Source organism: Corynebacterium sp. 212_CJEI (assembly GCF_001055915.1).
In the GTDB taxonomy this organism is placed as follows: domain Bacteria; phylum Actinomycetota; class Actinomycetes; order Mycobacteriales; family Mycobacteriaceae; genus Corynebacterium; species Corynebacterium jeikeium_D.
Window position 1 is genome coordinate 1 of record NZ_JVPT01000010.1, and the last position, 14,938, is coordinate 14,938.

The following is a 14,938-nucleotide window of genomic DNA, read 5'->3' on the forward strand; positions in this document are numbered from 1 at the left end:
TCTGGTGTTATCCATGATGCAATGACCGCCTGACCCTACCAGCCATTTTTCACGCCATTTTTGTCATAAACGCAGTCAGTAACTCGGCGTTCTTGCCCCCTCCCCTTCTACATCCCCAAAACGCAAAAATCCCCCGGCCTTACGACCGGGGGATTTTGTTCCTTGTGGAGCTTAGGGGAATCGAACCCCTGACCTCCTGCTTGCAAAGCAGGTGCTCTACCAATTGAGCTAAAGCCCCGTACACCGAGCAATTATACCTTGTTCGGCAGTGGGCCTAGGAGGACTTGAACCTCCGACCCCTTCGTTATCAGCGAAGTGCTCTAACCGCCTGAGCTATAGGCCCCGTGGAACGAGATATAACTTAACCCGTAACCATGACACTTCACAAATCGCCTGGTCAGAGGCCTAAATATTGAGTTAAAAAGCAGTCATTAAGTAGTCATTACGGCTACTCCATAACCAGATCACTGAAAACACCTCTGAACCAACGCGGCCCCGGGGCCACCGAACGGGGGTGACACCGGGGCCAGCGGGAGGCTAGGCAGCCTAGTCGTCGTCGGCAAGCGAAATCTTGAGACCTCCGACGAGACCGCCGCAAGCGTTGTAGATGACCGCGCCGAGGGCCATGAGCCCAATCGACAGCACCCACCACAGCGCTCCTACAGCGGCCGCCAGGCCAAGGACGAGACCCGCGCTGATGGAATCCTCCCCGCCGACCATTTCACTAATCGGAGCGAGCAATCCCATCCCGGAGAGCAAGAGGTAGAGCAGGCCAACCGCGGCAAGCCAGACGAGGAAGCCAATGAAACCAGTGGCCGCCGTAATGCGCATGGCGGACCAGGGGCTCACCTTGTCGACTACCAAGTTAGTTTCGGCCATACGCTTACTCCTTCTCCGCCTCCGAGTCACCGGACTCAGCGGCACCGGTGCTCTTGGTCGCGCCGGTGCGCTTCGGGACTACGTCCAAGGTTCCGGCCTCAGAGACCTTAGAAGCGGTCTCTTCGCCCTCATCCTCGACGTTGCGGTCGATAGCCAGCAGTTCCACGCCGTCAGCGAGGTTGACCAGGCGCACGCCCTTAGTGGCACGCGAGGTGGCGCGAATCTCGTTGACGTTGGTGCGGATGATGTCGCCGGCGGAGGTGACAGCGAAGATTTCGTCGTCGTTGTCGACCACCAGGGCACCCATCAGCGGTCCACGCTTCGGGTCGTACTTGAGCGTCAGCACGCCCATACCGCCGCGGTTCTGCGGGGTGTACTCGCTGAGCTTGGTCTTCTTGCCGAAGCCGCCGGTCGTGGCGACCAGCAGGTTGTGCTCTTCCTCGACCACGACCATGCTGAGCAGCTTGTCGTCGCCCTTGAAGCGCATGCCCTGGACACCGGCGGTGGCGCGGCCCATCGGGCGCAGCGCGTCGTCGGAAGCCGTAAAGCGGATGGCCTGGCCACGCTCAGAGACGAGCAGCAGGTCATCGTCAGCAGAGCACAGACGAGCACCGATGAGGGAGTCGCCTTCGCGCAGGTTGATGGCAATCAGGCCAGCGGAGCGAGCAGACTCGTAGTCCTCCAGGCGGGACTTCTTGACCTTGCCTTCGCTGGTGGCCAGCACCAGGTACGGGCTGTCCTGGTAGCTCTGAATCTGCAGCACCTCGGCGATGCGCTCTTCCGGCTGGAATTCCAGCAGGTTGGCGACATGCTGACCGCGGGCGGCGCGAGTGGCCTCCGGCAGTTCGTAGGCTTTGAGACGGTAGACGCGCCCCTTGTTGGTGAAGAACAGAATCCAGTCGTGCGTGGAGCAGACGAAGAAGTGGCGGACGATGTCGTCCTGCTTCAGGTCCGCGCCGCGTACGCCCTTGCCACCACGGCGCTGTGCCTTGTAGGCATCGACCTTGGTGCGCTTGGCGTAGCCCGTGGAGGTAATGGTCACGACCACGTTTTCGCGGGCGATGAGGTCCTCTTCGGTGACGTCGCCCTCAGCGGCCACGATCTGGGTACGACGGTCATCGCCGTACTTCTCCACGACCTCGCCCAGCTCTTCCTTAACGATGGCGCGCTGACGCTCCGGCTTGGCCAGGATGTCCTTCAGGTCGGCGATCTCGAGCTCGATCTCAGCCAACTCGTCAATAATCTTCTGGCGCTCCAGAGCAGCCAGGCGACGCAGCTGCATCGCCAAAATGGCGTCAGCCTGAATCTCGTCGATGTCGAGCAGACCCATCAAGCCCGTGCGCGCGGTATCGACCGTGGCAGACCGGCGAATCAGGGCGATGACCTCGTCCAACATATCCAGGGCCTTGACCAGACCACGCAGGATATGGGCACGCTTTTCCTTCTCGTCCAGGCGGAACTGGGTCCGTCGGACAATGACCTCAATCTGGTGGGCGACGTACAGCGTCACCATCTGGTCAATGCGCAGCGTACGCGGCACACCGTCGACGATGGCGAGCATGTTCGCACCGAAGCTGGTCTGCAGCTGGGAGTGCTTGTACAGGTTGTTCAGCACCACACGCGGCACGGCGTCGCGCTTGAGCTTGACGACGATGCGCATGCCCCACTTCAGATCGGATTCGTCATCAATGGAGGCAATGCCCTGTAGACGACCATCCTTGACCTGATCTGCGATGTTGGCAATCATGCGGTCCGGGTTGACCTGGTATGGCAGCTCAGTGATGACAATCGACTGACGAGTGCCCTCCTGCTCAATCGAGGTCACACCGCGCATGCGAATCGAGCCACGGCCGGTGGTGTAGGCCTCCTTGATGCCCTTGTCGCCGACAATCTGGGCGGCAGTTGGGAAATCCGGGCCCTTGATGCGTTCCATGACCGCATCCAGCGTGGTCTTTTCATCCGCATCCGGGTTGTCCAGGCACCAGTTGATGGCATCCGCGACCTCACGCAGGTTGTGCGGCGGGATGTTGGTGGCCATACCGACGGCAATACCGCCGGAGCCGTTCATCAACAGCTGCGGGACACGCGACGGCAGAATAACAGGCTCTGTCGTACGACCGTCATAGTTCGGTTGGAAATCGACGGTGTTTTCGCGAATGTCGCGCACCATTTCCATGGCCAACGGCGTCAGACGGGCCTCCGTGTAACGCATAGCTGCGGGGCCGTCGTCACCGCGGGAGCCGAAGTTACCCTGACCGTCGACAAGCGGATAGCGCATGGACCACGGCTGCGCCATGCGCACCATGGTGTCGTAAATAGCGCTGTCGCCGTGCGGGTGGTAGTTACCCATCGTGTCCGAAACCGGCTTTGCGGACTTCACATAACCGCGCTCCGGGCGGTAGCCGTTGTCGAACATGGCGTAGAGAATGCGGCGGTGCACCGGCTTGAGACCATCACGAATCTCCGGCAGCGCACGGCCCACAATCACGCTCATGGCGTAGTCGATATAGCTCGACTGCATCTCTTCATTGATGTCGATCGGGCGAACCTGGTGGCCCAATACTCCACTTCCGAAGGATGAGCCGTCGTTGTTGTTATCGTCGCTCAATGACTGCTTCCTTTACTTAAAAGAGGTTCGCATCCATTCTACAGGGCTTTAGAGCCCGCTTTACGACGCCGTGTGCAACTTTTCGATACCATTGTGGTATCAAATCTGGGTTTTAGGCCTAGTAGAGACGAATAAGACGGCACAAGCTAGGCAGCAAGGAGCAAATGCGATGGCGATGACCTTGAGACTCACGAAAGAACAGGACACCGCTCTGGCGCTGCTGGCGCACATGGAGGGCGTGTCTAAACACGAGGCCGCCATTCGCGCCATCGAATCCGCCGCAGCGAGAGCCCTTCAGCAAGGTCAGGCTCGGGAAATTACGGCAAGCGTAATTGATACTGACATGGCGCTGCTGCGAAAGTTGAGCTCCCCAAGGCCCCGCGGAGTACAAGAATGAGCGCGCCCCAGATTCAGCCTCTCAGCGAGGCCGCTATCCTGGCGGCTACCGATGAACTGGTGGCCACAGTGCCGGAATTGGCCGACGCTACACTTGCGAGGCCGTGGACAATCAGCGCTATTGTCGCCGCCAGCTCAGGAGTCATTGCTGGTCACCGTAGCTTTCCCGCGATTTCTGCGGCAGCGCAGGCGGTCGCTTACGCAACGTTTCACGTGAAACCACTAAGTTTTGGCAACACCGCACTGGGCGCACTACTTGCACACATACTCCTCACCACCAACGGCGAAGAGCTGTCATTCGCAGAGACGTGGGATCTGGTCAAAGGCGGCACTTAGCCGGGGACAGGGCCTAGTCACTCTTTCGGGTAAACGGGCTGGTCGGAATGCGATTGCCGGACTCCAGCCGGCCCGTGTAATACGCCGTGGCCTCACCTTCAGCCAGCTCAACCTCGTACCAACCATCACGGACATAATCAGCCGTCCGGTCCTGCCCGCCAACTAGAACACGTCCCGCCGCGTGCTCCAAAGTGACCTCCGGCAACTCTTTCGCCGTCTTGCTGAATACACGCAGGAAGCGGTCCGGGCCGCACACGGTAAGTTCGCGCTCCAGGAGTCCAATTCGCAGCTCTAACGTACCGAGCACCGTGTGATGCTCCACCTTATTGCCACTGTAAACAGCGAAAACAGCCTCACGGGAACCGTCATTGACCAGCACAAGATTGCCGCCTTTGAGGTAGGCGTGCAGCCGGTACGGTGTCGGCAGCGCGGTCGCCTGCTCGGACTCCTGCACAGGATAGTCACCGGCCGGCTCCGCCTCCCAGCGCTTCACAAACTCCGGCGCTGGTCCCGGCTGCTCTGGAAGCTGCATTCCCGTAGACGCCGAGAAGTCCAGTGTGGATACCAAATCACCACATACCCGACGACGCCAATCAGTGATATTTCCGCAGCTCACGCCGGTGACTTGCTCCAGGAAACGGATCACCGAAGTGTGATCGAAGACCTCTGAGGACACCAAACCACCCACCGACCACGGTGAAATGACAGTCATCGGGACACGGAACCCGAGCCCCTTCGGCTTGCCCAGGTACCACTCCCCCGGCTCATTCTTCGGCGGCAGCGGCGGCACCACATGGTCGAAGTAACCATCAAACTCGTCAAAGTTAATCAGGAAGACGGTCTTGGCCCACACCTCCGGGTTGGAGGCCAACGCATCCAACAGGCGGTAAGTGATATTCGCCGACTGAATCGGCGAGGACGCTCCCGGGTGCTCGCTTTCCGCGGCCGAAGGCACAATCCAGGACACCTTTGGCAGCTCCCCAGATTCAACATCCCGTCGGAAAGCGTCGGTTAGCGTGCCCGGCTGGCGGCGGTGCAGCGCGCGATCATAGAGATCCCGTTCCGCCTCAGGCAGCTTCTCCACAGCGGCATTCAGGCGGTCGACCATCTGCTGCTGCTCTGCAGTTGGCGGCGTGCCATCACCCAGTTCCAGCAGCTTCTCGTGGAAGCCCGTCATGTCGCGACCAGGCAGCCCGGCCTCACGAATGACCTTGCGGCCAATATTTCGAAACGCGGCGAAGAAATCCAGGTTGTTGTCCGTGTAGTTATCCCACTCCTGGTAGACGCGCCATGGCACCCCAGCCGCCGAGAGATCCTCGGCATACGTGCGCCACCTGTACCCCGGGTGCGTCGGCTCGTACGCCGCATTGCCAACCGCTCCAGTCCCCCACGGTTCCTTTCGGGTATCACCCGAAAACAGGTAGTTGCGGTTCGGGCTTGTCGACGTAGGCATTGAAGAAAAGTAGCCATCACAGATAGTGAATGTCTCTGCGAGTGCGAATTGGAACGCGATGTCCTGACGGTCATAGCAGGCCATCGTGCCTTTGCCCTTAGCCTCGATCCAGCCGTTACAGCGGCCGCCGTTTAGTGCAACCTGCCCGTCTTCCCAACCGTGCGGCAAACTTGCAATGTACTCCACCGAGAGATCACCGCGATTAGCGGCGTTGCGAATCAGGTATGGACTGACCCCACTCTGGTTGAAAACGCCCGGCAAAGCGGAATTGTCGTTGTACCCCCGCACACCTCGGAGAGTGCCGAAGTAGTGATCAAAAGAGCGGTTTTCCTGCATCAACACGACAACGTGCTCAACCTGGTCGAGGGAGCCAGCCGGTCGGGGCTGCGCGAGTGCATGGCGCAATGATGGCGGCAGCAGCGTGCTCGCAGCGGTGACAGCACCGACTCCTGCGGCGGTCTGCAGGAAGTGCCGACGGGAAAATTCAGATATATTTTTAGGTGAAGTTGCCATAGGCATCTACGTTAAGAAGCGCAGATTACCAGCTGGAAAATTGCGGTTTAAATTTCCTCAATAAACTGCTCTAGACGGTCAACCACAGCCTGTGGCTCACGCGCCCAGCGATTGTGGCCCAGCCGCTGCTCAATGAACTCGTACTTTGCCGAATTCGGCAGCATCCGTGCCAGCGCCTGTGCGGAAGCCTCCGGGCAGTCACGGTCACCACCACAGTTCAGCAGCAGCGCCGGGGTGGTCACCTTCGGCATCTCAGCGGCGTAGTCGATATCCGCACCGCGCGGTCGCAGAAGACCCGTGCGCGAGAACCGCGCCCACTCCACCACATGGTTACGAGCCTGGCGGCCATAGCCGGCCAAATCAAGCCTGCCCGCTGGCCAATAGCCCAGGATCTGGGACACCACCTGCATAAACGGTGCACCGTAGCGAAGCCGCTTGTACTCGTTGCCAGTAAAACAGTTGTAGTGCGGAGTACCGGAGCCGACCATCACTACGCCGGCCACGTCCGCTTCCGGTCGGGCCAGATACAGCGAGGCAATCTGACCGCCCATGGAATGACACAGCAAGTAGACGGGTAGCTTCTCCCCTGTGCTCTCCCCTGCCGCGAGGTGATCAAACTCCTTGCGAGCCCGCGCCACGGCCAGCGGGTAATCCACCGATGCGAGATCCTGGTAGCCCCAATTGTGACGGCGGGTGGCCACCGCAGTCTGGTTACCCTGGCCGCGCAACTCCGAGGTCAGGACGCAAAAACCTCGACGCTGTAACTCTTGGGCAATCGGCCGGTAGTAGCGAGCACCCATGCCAAAGCCCGGCCAAATAACGACAATGCCCCGAGGCGAACCTTCGGGAAACCGAAGCGCCATCGGGGTCACGGAGCCATCTGGCAAAGTCTCCTGCACAATACGTGGCTCGACTGGCGGTTCCCCGTTGACCATGCTTCCCCGAGTATCTTCCATTTCATAAACATTAATGGCTGAACTGAGGTTTTGTCAGGGGAACCGACAAGGCGAAAACTAAAACCAGGTACCGGCTTAAACGTCGAGGAAGCGAACGTCCTTCGCATTACGGGTGATGAACGAACGTCGTGAAGCGACGTCATCGCCCATCAGAATGGTGAACAGTTCATCGGCCTTCTGCGCGTCTTCGAGGGCGACCTTACGCAGCACGCGGTGATCCGGATCCATGGTGGTATCCCACAGCTCAGCGGCGTTCATCTCACCGAGACCCTTGTAACGCTGAACACCATCGTCCTTGTTGATCTTGCGGTTGGCAGCCAGCCCCTCTTCCAGCAGCTGATCGCGCTCAGCATCGGAGTAGGCGTAGCCCGGCTCACCCTTGGCCCACTTGAGCTTGTACAGCGGCGGCTGGGCGAGGTAGACGTGCCCTTCATCAATCAGCGGACGCATCAGACGGAACAGCAGCGTCAGTAGCAGCGTGGCAATGTGCTGACCATCGACGTCGGCGTCGGCCATCAGCACAATCTTGTGGTAGCGCAGCTTCTCGATGTCGAATTCGTCGTGAATACCGGTGCCCAGCGCCGTAATAATGGCCTGGACCTCGTTATTCTTCAGAGTCTTATCCAGGCGCGCCTTCTCGACGTTCAAGATCTTACCGCGCAGCGGCAAAATGGCCTGGAACAGCGAGTTTCGGCCTGCCTTTGCAGAACCACCTGCGGAGTCACCCTCCACGATGAACAGCTCGGACTGCTTCGGATCCTTCGAACGGCAGTCCGCCAACTTACCCGGAAGACCGCCAAGATCGGTCGCGGACTTACGACGTACCAGGTCACGGGCCTTACGAGCCGCCTGACGGGCATGCGCCGAAGCAATGGCCTTGTTAACAATGGCCTTGGCCTCAGCCGGATTGGCCTCCAGCCAGTGACCGATGTGCTCATTAGTCATGCGCTGGACGAAGGAACGCACCTCGGTGTTACCCAGCTTCGTCTTCGTCTGGCCCTCGAACTGCGGATCGGCGACCTTCACCGAAATCACGGCAGCGAGACCTTCACGGCAGTCCTCGCCGGAGAGGTTGTTTTCCTTCTCCTTCAACAGGCGGTGCTCACGCGCATAGCGGTTCATCAGCGATGTCAACGCAGAACGGAAGCCCTCTTCGTGCGTGCCACCCTCAATGGTGTTAATGGTGTTGGCGAAGGTGTGCACCGACTCGGAGTAACCCGAGTTCCACTGCATGGCAATCTCGACCTCATGGCCGTCACCTGCAGCATCGAAGGAAATGATGGTCGGGTGGATGATGTTCTTCGACTTGTTCAGAGTCTCGACATAGTCCCGCAGACCATTCGGGTAGTGGAAGACCTTGCGGCGCTCCTTCGGCTTGGTGGTCTTCTCTGCCTTCTCCTTCTGCTCCTCAACCGCATCCTTGGCGATTTCAGCGGATTCGGTCTCCGCCTGCTCCGCCAGAGCCTCAGCCTCGAGCTCCTCCTCGGAGACACGCTTGTCCACCAACGTGATGGTCAGGCCCTTGTTCAAAAACGCCATCTCGCGCAGGCGGCGAGAAATGGTGTCGAACTTGAAATCGGTGGTCTCAAAAATCTCCGGATCCGGCCAGAAACGCTGCGTGGTACCCGAACCACGAGTCTTCTTACCTCGGATAATTTCTTCCGGAACAGCCTGGTCGAAGTTCTGGTACCAGGTATAGCCATCGCGGATGACCTCGGTTTCCATGCGCGTCGACAGCGCGTTAACCACCGAAATACCCACACCGTGCAGACCACCGGAGACAGCGTAGGACTCGGAGTCAAACTTGCCGCCGGCGTGCAGCTGAGTCATAACCACCTGCACCGTCGGCATACCCGACGGGTGCATTTCGACAGGAATACCACGGCCGTTATCGCGGACCTGAACGCCGCCGTCTTCCAGCAGAGTGACCTCAACATCGGTGGCGTAACCCGCCATCGCCTCGTCGACGGAGTTGTCTACAACCTCCCACACCAGGTGGTGCAAACCACGCTCACCAGTCGAGCCAATGTACATACCCGGCCGCTTACGCACGGCCTCGAGGCCCTCGAGGATGGTAATCGATGAGGCGTCATATTGATGTTCGGTAGCAGCCACGGTTCGGCGCGTCTCCTATTCTTGGTTCTCTCCCCGCGCAACATTCGTCAGCGCGCGAAAAATAGGCCGGCGGTCAAGCGCTATCAGCGCCAGCCAGAACCACCTAGGACTACTAGATAGGTCTGGCTAGTTTGGAAGTCGATAACGTCTCAAGAACCGCCTGCCGGTATTCTCCTGCCCATCTTACCCCAACGTAGTCCCCTACTGTGGATATAGCCGATGCGCTCAAAGGACCAAATTTCGCAGTTTTACGCATACCGACGGCTAATCGTAGACCGTTTACCGACCTTTACCCGTAAGTATCACGCGGTCCTCGGCCCTCGATGTGCAATTTGCCCTTGCGCCAATTCGGCGCTTTTGGCCCCAGCACCTTAATTTCCTCAACCACCCCATCGCCGACGCGTTCCGCAATCGACTTCAAAACCTGTCGCTGCGCTAGCCGCAGCTGTGTTGCCCATGCTGTCGATTGGCACTCGACCACCAAAGTGCCGTCCTTGAACTCCTTCACCTGGGAGTGTTCCGCAACAACCTTGCCGACCATCGAATCCCACTCCGTCATAATCACACCGTGGGCAATGTGGATCTGCCAGCCGCGATCAACTACTGCCTTATTCAGCACCGCACCAATCGGCGCAGGTCGACGGTCATATTTCCGGTACAGCCGAATCCCCGCCTCCTTCAATAGGCTCGGCGAAATCACCGTACCGGCACGATCTCGCACCACTGCTTGCGCTGCCCGCTGCTTATCGACGTCCGCAACAATCCCCTCCGCGGCCTTCACAGGCACACGGCTATCGAGGCCAGACCACGAGCCCTTCTTCTTCGGTGGCCGCTGGAGATTCGGTAACTTGTGACCGCCCTCCTTAGCGGCATCGCGCATGCGGAAGAAAGCGTCGCTAATCAGGTCCTTTTCTTCTTCCGGTGAGTTATCCGGCTCCATGTTCTCGACCATACCCGTCACTCTTCCGCGACTGGGTTTTCATCCAGCAGTGAGATTCGCCCCTGCTCAGTCTGCGCCACCGTCACCGTGTGATGAGTGACAGAAGAATCCTCGACCAGTGCCTGAGGCAACTCCTCCCCCACCGCCGAGGTGATCAACACCTGCTCAGCCTGCTGCGCGATTTCCATGAGAGCTTCCCGACGATGCCGGTCGAGCTCCGCAAACACGTCGTCAAGCACCAAGATCGGGTCGGGCCCATCGGCACGGAGCAAAAAGTACGCGCCGAGACGCAGCGCGAGTGCAAAAGACCAGGTCTCGCCGTGGCTAGCGAAGCCCTTGGCGGGGTCATTGCCGAGAATGAGGTTGAGATCATCGCGATGCGGACCAACGAGACAGGAACCGCGCTCAATCTCCGCGGTGCGGCGCTCCGCCATCTTCGTCAGCAGCAGTGCCTCGAGCAGCTCCGGTTCGCTGGGCAATGGCCCGCCATCCAGACTGTCGACCTTCGGCGCATAGGCAATCGTGGCTGGGCGCGAGTGCGGGGCAAGCGTGGCATAGGCCTCGCTGACATGCTCGGAAAGCTCGGCGATCAAATCCATGCGCGCAGCCATTAAAGCCGCTCCCACCTGCGCCAATTGCGCATCCCAGGTATCCAGCGTGCTCAGTGCGGCCTGCCCCTCCGAGGAAGAATAGCCACGGCGCAGCGTCGAGCCCGCCGACTTCAGCAGCGCATTCTTCTGACGCAAAATCTTGTCATATTGAATGCGGATACCGGCGGACAGTGGCCGTCGTAAAGCGAGCAAATCATCGATGTATCGGCGACGGGAAGCGGGCTCGCCCTTGACCAGCGTGAGATCCTCGGGCGAGAAAAAGACCGACTTAACGATCCCCAGCAGCTCCCGCGGAGACTTCAGCCGCGTGCGATTGATCTGCGCCTGATTCGCGCGATGCGGATTGATGAGCAGATGCGCCGTCAGCTCGCGGCCATCATTGACCGCCGTCGCCGAAATGCGTGCCGACGGGGTCCCCGAACGAACCAGCGGAGCATCCGTAGACACTCGATGCGAGCCGAGCGTGGAGAGATATCCAACGGCCTCGACAATATTGGTCTTGCCGTAGCCATTTTGCCCGGTAAATACGGTAATTCCAGGCGTGAACTCGACTTCCAACTCCGGCCAGGAGCGGAAGTCCCGCAAGGACAAATACCGAATGTGCATAGCCGCAAACTAGCCCGGCAGGCGCACAGGCATCAGCAGGTAAGTGAAGTCGGTCTCCGGCGTTGGGTAGAAGCCGTCCTCACCGAGCTCCGGGATAGCTTCCGGCTCTGGAATGAGAATCGCGGGACGCGACGGCTGCGTAAAGCCCAGCAGAACGCGGTGGGAGCGAACAGCGCTGAGCCCCTCGAGCAGGTACTGCGGGTTGAAGGCGATCAGAAGTGGTTCCCCATAGAAGTTGCAGGCCACAGTCTCTTCTGCGTGACCGACCTCGTCGCCATGAGCGGAAAGGACAACCTGGCCATCGGAGAAGTCCATGCGAATCTGCGCACCGTGATCCGCCATCAGGGACACACGACGGATGGCATCCTGCAGCTGGTCAACACGAGCAACAGCCATGGAGGAATGCTGCTTCGGCAGCAGCGGACGGAACTTCGGGAACTCGGCGTCCAGCAGTCGCGTGGTAGTGCGACGAGGATCGGCGAGGATAGCCAGCAGACCTTCGGAGCCGACCTCACGATCATCAGATCCGTCGCCGAATGCCAAGGTCACTGGCTCGCTGGAAGTGGTATCGAGAGTGCGGGCAGTCTCCGCGAAGGTCTTTGCCGGGATGAGCAGCTTGGTCTCCCCCTCCGGGATCTGCTCCCACTCGAAACTGCGAACCGCCAGGCGGAAACGGTCGGTGGCAGCGAGAGTGACCTCGTTACCTTCGGTTTCCATCCGGATGCCGGTCAGCATCGGCAGCGACTCATCCTTGCCGGCAGCGATAGCGACCTGACCAATAGCCTCAGCCAACAGAGCGGCATCGACAGTGCCGGTAGCAGCCGGAGCTTCTGGTAGCTGCGGGTAATCCTCCAAGGTCAGACTTGGCAGTTCGAAGCGGGAAGAACCACAGCGAACGATGACCTTCGTGCCATCAAAGTGCATCTCTACCTGCTTATTCGGCAGCTTAGAGACAATGTCAGAAACCAACTTTCCATTGACGGCGAAGCGACCGGGCTCATCGACCTCTGCGCTAATACGAATCTGAGTCGAGACCTCGTAGTCATAGCCAGCGAGCTGCAGACCATTGTCATCCGCGAGAAAAATCATGCCACGCAGAATCGGCTGAGTCGGGCGTGCAGGCAGGTTACGAGCAACCCAGCTCACCGCACCCGCGAGATCGTCCTTAGCCGCGCGAATACGGACTTCGGTCTGCTCCATCGTTCCTCCACCGGTATTGGATGTCTGTTATTAGCCGTCTTTTGTGTTGTCAGCACGCTATGTCAGCGCACATGACTGGAGTTACAAAGATTCCATCGTACAACTCTACTGCAGACTGCCAAAGACCTCACTGGGATTCTTGTAGTCCGTCTAGTGCTTGATCGTAGTTCTTACTCGTTCTTGGCATTTATGAAGTTGTGCGCCAGAGGTTGTTTGCCCGAGGTTGTGCGCAGGCCCCCTTTTATCTAGAAGTTTCTAGAGATTTTTAAAGTCGGGAGTAGTAATAGGGGGTGTGCACATTGTGAAATTACATGATTCCCGCTGGTCTTCACTGGTTTCGAGCTGTGGATAACCAGTGCGTCTAACTGTGGATAACTTGGGGTGTCTGTGGATAGTGTTCGGGCTTCATCTTTCATCCACAAAATTTACGAGTTGTCCACAGCTCTGTGCACGGAAAAACCGCAGTTAATAACAAGAATTCCGCACGCCGAGCCCAAGGTTTTTAAGCCGTGCCGCGAGCTCGGTCACGAATGCGTGTAGTCAGGTCGTTGACCTGGTCCTTTGAGGGCTTTTTCTCCTGAATTTCCTTAACAATCTTGCGTTCAGCGTGCAAAACCGTCGAATGGTCACGATTTCCGAACTCCCGGCCAATCGACGGCAACGAAAGTTCGGTGAAGGATCTCGTCAGGTACATCGCGATCTGGCGTGCATGAGCGACCGGGCGAGTCTTACCCGGGCCCACCAAATCCGCAACCGTTAAGTCGAAGTACTCAGCCGTGGTGGAGATGATGATCTCCGGGGTAATCTGCACCTCGATTTCGTCGGCACCGAGGATCTCCTGCGCAAACTTCAAGGTCACAGGCTCATGAATCATGGATGCGTGAGCACTAATCTGCAGGAGACGCCCCTCGAGCTCACGAATAGAAGACGAGGTGTTCTCCGCGATGTACTGGAGTACATCATGCGGAACGACCAAATCAGACAGCTGTGCCTTCTTCGACAGAATTGCGATTCGCGTCTCCAAGTCCGGGTATTGCAGATCCGGATTGAGCCCCCACTGGAAGCGGGTACGAAGGCGATCCTCCAGGGTCTTAAGCTCGCGTGGTGGGCGGTCCGACGACAGCACAATTTGGTGATTGGACTGGTGCAGGGCATTGAACGTATGGAAGAACTCTTCCTGTGTACCTTCCTTGCCCTCCAAGAACTGGATGTCATCGATGATGAGCATGTCCAAATCGCGGTAGCGACGCTTGAAGGATTCCTGGGCGTCGTCACGCACGGAATTAATGAAGTCGTTGGTGAACTCTTCCGAGGAAACGTAACGAACCCGCAGGTTAGGGTACAAATGCTTGGCGTAGTGACCAATGCCGTGGAGCAGGTGCGTCTTGCCAAGACCCGAACCGCCGGAGATAAACAGCGGGTTGTAGGTGCGCCCCGGAGACTCCGCAACAGCGACGGCGGCTGCAGCGGCGAACTTATTCTGCGGACCAATAACGAAGGTCTCGAAGGTGTAGTTCGGGTTGAGGGTGGGCTCCTCGAAAGGCATGCTCATCTCGGTTGGAGTGCCGTGGCTCTCGGAGCGGAAAGGACTTGTGACCTGGCGCTGATCAGCAATAGTCATTGGATTCTCGGCAGATGAGTGCGAAAGCCCCTGGGCCATCGAATCTACGGCGTCCATCGATCGGCGTTGTGACTGGGCACTCTGCTGATTATGGACATTCGGCTGGTGCGTCTGCGACACCTGTGGCGTCTGCGTCGATCCCTGGTGCTGCTCGTGGAGATTGAAGTCGTTCGTATCTGCACTGGGGAACGGGTAGTTGCGGCCAGATTGCTGCTGGTGCTGCTGGTTTGGCTGTTGACGCTGAGCCTGCTGCGGACGCGAAGCTGCAGATGGCATCTGCCCCGAGTGCTGTGCAGATGGTTGAGTGGTCTCTGCTGCCTGGCTATCTTCAGCGTCGTCAGCAGGATCGGCAACGGTGATGACTGTTTCCAACTCCTCGCCGGTCAGCGAAGCTAAGACGGCCTCGATAATGCCTTTGAGCTCTTCTTTTACCAGCGCCTGCACCACTGGCGATTGAGTGCTGAGCAGGAAAAAACCTGGAAAGTCACCAGTGTGCGTCACTGACCGCAGCAGTGCCTTGTGTGGCGGGCGTAGTGGTGCAATGCCCAACTCCGGCACACCTTCTGGTGAAGTCAGGATAGAAACGACCTGCTCCCAGAGTCCACCTGGCAATTCTGGTTGTTCGCTCACTGTGTGAATGTCCTTTTACATGTTTACGTTCATCAAATTTATCGAGGCGACCTGTTTTTGTGGAGTGTTTTTGG

At 58.7% G+C, this 14,938-nt stretch carries 11 protein-coding genes and 2 tRNA genes; 2 read left to right on the forward strand and 11 right to left on the reverse strand.

Annotated elements, in window-relative coordinates; genetic code table 11:
• Positions 1 to 165 precede the first annotated feature (165 nt).
• The 4 genes from ADB02_RS00945 to gyrA all read right to left on the reverse strand — a co-directional run bounded on the left by ADB02_RS00945 (position 166) and on the right by gyrA (position 3,400).
• A tRNA-Ala gene (locus ADB02_RS00945) sits at positions 166 to 238 on the reverse strand.
• A 31-nt stretch (positions 239 to 269) separates the two neighbouring features.
• Positions 270 to 343: transfer RNA gene (locus ADB02_RS00950), tRNA-Ile, on the reverse strand.
• Between the two features lie 203 nt (positions 344 to 546).
• Complete coding sequence (locus ADB02_RS00955) at positions 547 to 879, reverse strand: DUF3566 domain-containing protein (RefSeq protein ID WP_049189406.1); 333 nt, start codon at positions 877 to 879, stop codon at positions 547 to 549.
• A 4-nt stretch (positions 880 to 883) separates the two neighbouring features.
• The gene (gene gyrA / locus ADB02_RS00960) at positions 884 to 3,400 is read right to left on the reverse strand and encodes a DNA gyrase subunit A (protein ID WP_241482363.1); all 2,517 of its coding nucleotides are present in this window, start codon (positions 3,398 to 3,400) and stop codon (positions 884 to 886) included.
• A gap of 256 nt (positions 3,401 to 3,656) precedes the next feature.
• Between gyrA and ADB02_RS00965 the strand changes: the two genes are divergently transcribed.
• Entirely contained in the window at positions 3,657 to 3,884 is a 228-nt protein-coding gene (locus tag ADB02_RS00965; protein ID WP_049189408.1) for a hypothetical protein, read from the forward strand.
• On the forward strand, positions 3,881 to 4,219 hold the full coding sequence (locus ADB02_RS00970; protein WP_049170123.1) for a hypothetical protein: 339 nt from the start codon (positions 3,881 to 3,883) through the stop codon (positions 4,217 to 4,219). The genes ADB02_RS00965 and ADB02_RS00970 overlap by 4 nt, the downstream gene beginning before the upstream one ends.
• Positions 4,220 to 4,232: 13 nt before the next feature.
• On the opposite strand, the gene ADB02_RS00975 is transcribed toward ADB02_RS00970, so the two are convergent.
• The 7 genes from ADB02_RS00975 to dnaA all read right to left on the reverse strand — a co-directional run bounded on the left by ADB02_RS00975 (position 4,233) and on the right by dnaA (position 14,864).
• The gene (locus ADB02_RS00975) at positions 4,233 to 6,185 is read right to left on the reverse strand and encodes an alkaline phosphatase family protein (protein WP_049189409.1); all 1,953 of its coding nucleotides are present in this window, start codon (positions 6,183 to 6,185) and stop codon (positions 4,233 to 4,235) included.
• A 47-nt stretch (positions 6,186 to 6,232) separates the two neighbouring features.
• Complete coding sequence (locus ADB02_RS00980; RefSeq protein WP_049189410.1) at positions 6,233 to 7,120, reverse strand: alpha/beta fold hydrolase; 888 nt, start codon at positions 7,118 to 7,120, stop codon at positions 6,233 to 6,235.
• 96 nt (positions 7,121 to 7,216) lie between these two features.
• Positions 7,217 to 9,256 (reverse strand): DNA topoisomerase (ATP-hydrolyzing) subunit B, encoded by a 2,040-nt coding sequence (gene gyrB / locus ADB02_RS00985; protein WP_016421743.1) that lies wholly within the window; start codon positions 9,254 to 9,256, stop codon positions 7,217 to 7,219.
• A gap of 289 nt (positions 9,257 to 9,545) precedes the next feature.
• On the reverse strand, positions 9,546 to 10,208 hold the full coding sequence (locus tag ADB02_RS00990; RefSeq protein ID WP_049170117.1) for a DUF721 domain-containing protein: 663 nt from the start codon (positions 10,206 to 10,208) through the stop codon (positions 9,546 to 9,548).
• 5 nt (positions 10,209 to 10,213) lie between these two features.
• The gene (gene recF / locus ADB02_RS00995) at positions 10,214 to 11,413 is read right to left on the reverse strand and encodes a DNA replication/repair protein RecF (RefSeq protein WP_048731375.1); all 1,200 of its coding nucleotides are present in this window, start codon (positions 11,411 to 11,413) and stop codon (positions 10,214 to 10,216) included.
• A 9-nt stretch (positions 11,414 to 11,422) separates the two neighbouring features.
• Positions 11,423 to 12,613 carry a DNA polymerase III subunit beta gene (gene dnaN, locus ADB02_RS01000; protein ID WP_048731377.1) on the reverse strand — a complete coding sequence of 397 codons (1,191 nt, stop codon included), beginning with the start codon at positions 12,611 to 12,613 and terminating at the stop codon, positions 11,423 to 11,425.
• A gap of 502 nt (positions 12,614 to 13,115) precedes the next feature.
• Entirely contained in the window at positions 13,116 to 14,864 is a 1,749-nt protein-coding gene (gene dnaA / locus ADB02_RS01005; protein WP_049189411.1) for a chromosomal replication initiator protein DnaA, read from the reverse strand.
• Between the last annotated feature and the right edge of the window lie 74 nt (positions 14,865 to 14,938).

Coding starts and splice junctions, on each gene's coding strand:
- ADB02_RS00990 (WP_049170117.1), bottom strand. CDS start 10,208: ATGGTCGAGAACATGGAGCCGGATAACTCACCGGAAGAAGAAAAGGAC.
- ADB02_RS00980 (WP_049189410.1), bottom strand. CDS start 7,120: ATGGTCAACGGGGAACCGCCAGTCGAGCCACGTATTGTGCAGGAGACT.
- gyrA (WP_241482363.1), bottom strand. CDS start 3,400: ATGCAGTCGAGCTATATCGACTACGCCATGAGCGTGATTGTGGGCCGT.
- dnaN (WP_048731377.1), bottom strand. CDS start 12,613: ATGGAGCAGACCGAAGTCCGTATTCGCGCGGCTAAGGACGATCTCGCG.
- recF (WP_048731375.1), bottom strand. CDS start 11,413: ATGCACATTCGGTATTTGTCCTTGCGGGACTTCCGCTCCTGGCCGGAG.
- ADB02_RS00970 (WP_049170123.1), top strand. CDS start 3,881: ATGAGCGCGCCCCAGATTCAGCCTCTCAGCGAGGCCGCTATCCTGGCG.
- ADB02_RS00955 (WP_049189406.1), bottom strand. CDS start 879: ATGGCCGAAACTAACTTGGTAGTCGACAAGGTGAGCCCCTGGTCCGCC.
- ADB02_RS00965 (WP_049189408.1), top strand. CDS start 3,657: ATGGCGATGACCTTGAGACTCACGAAAGAACAGGACACCGCTCTGGCG.
- ADB02_RS00975 (WP_049189409.1), bottom strand. CDS start 6,185: ATGGCAACTTCACCTAAAAATATATCTGAATTTTCCCGTCGGCACTTC.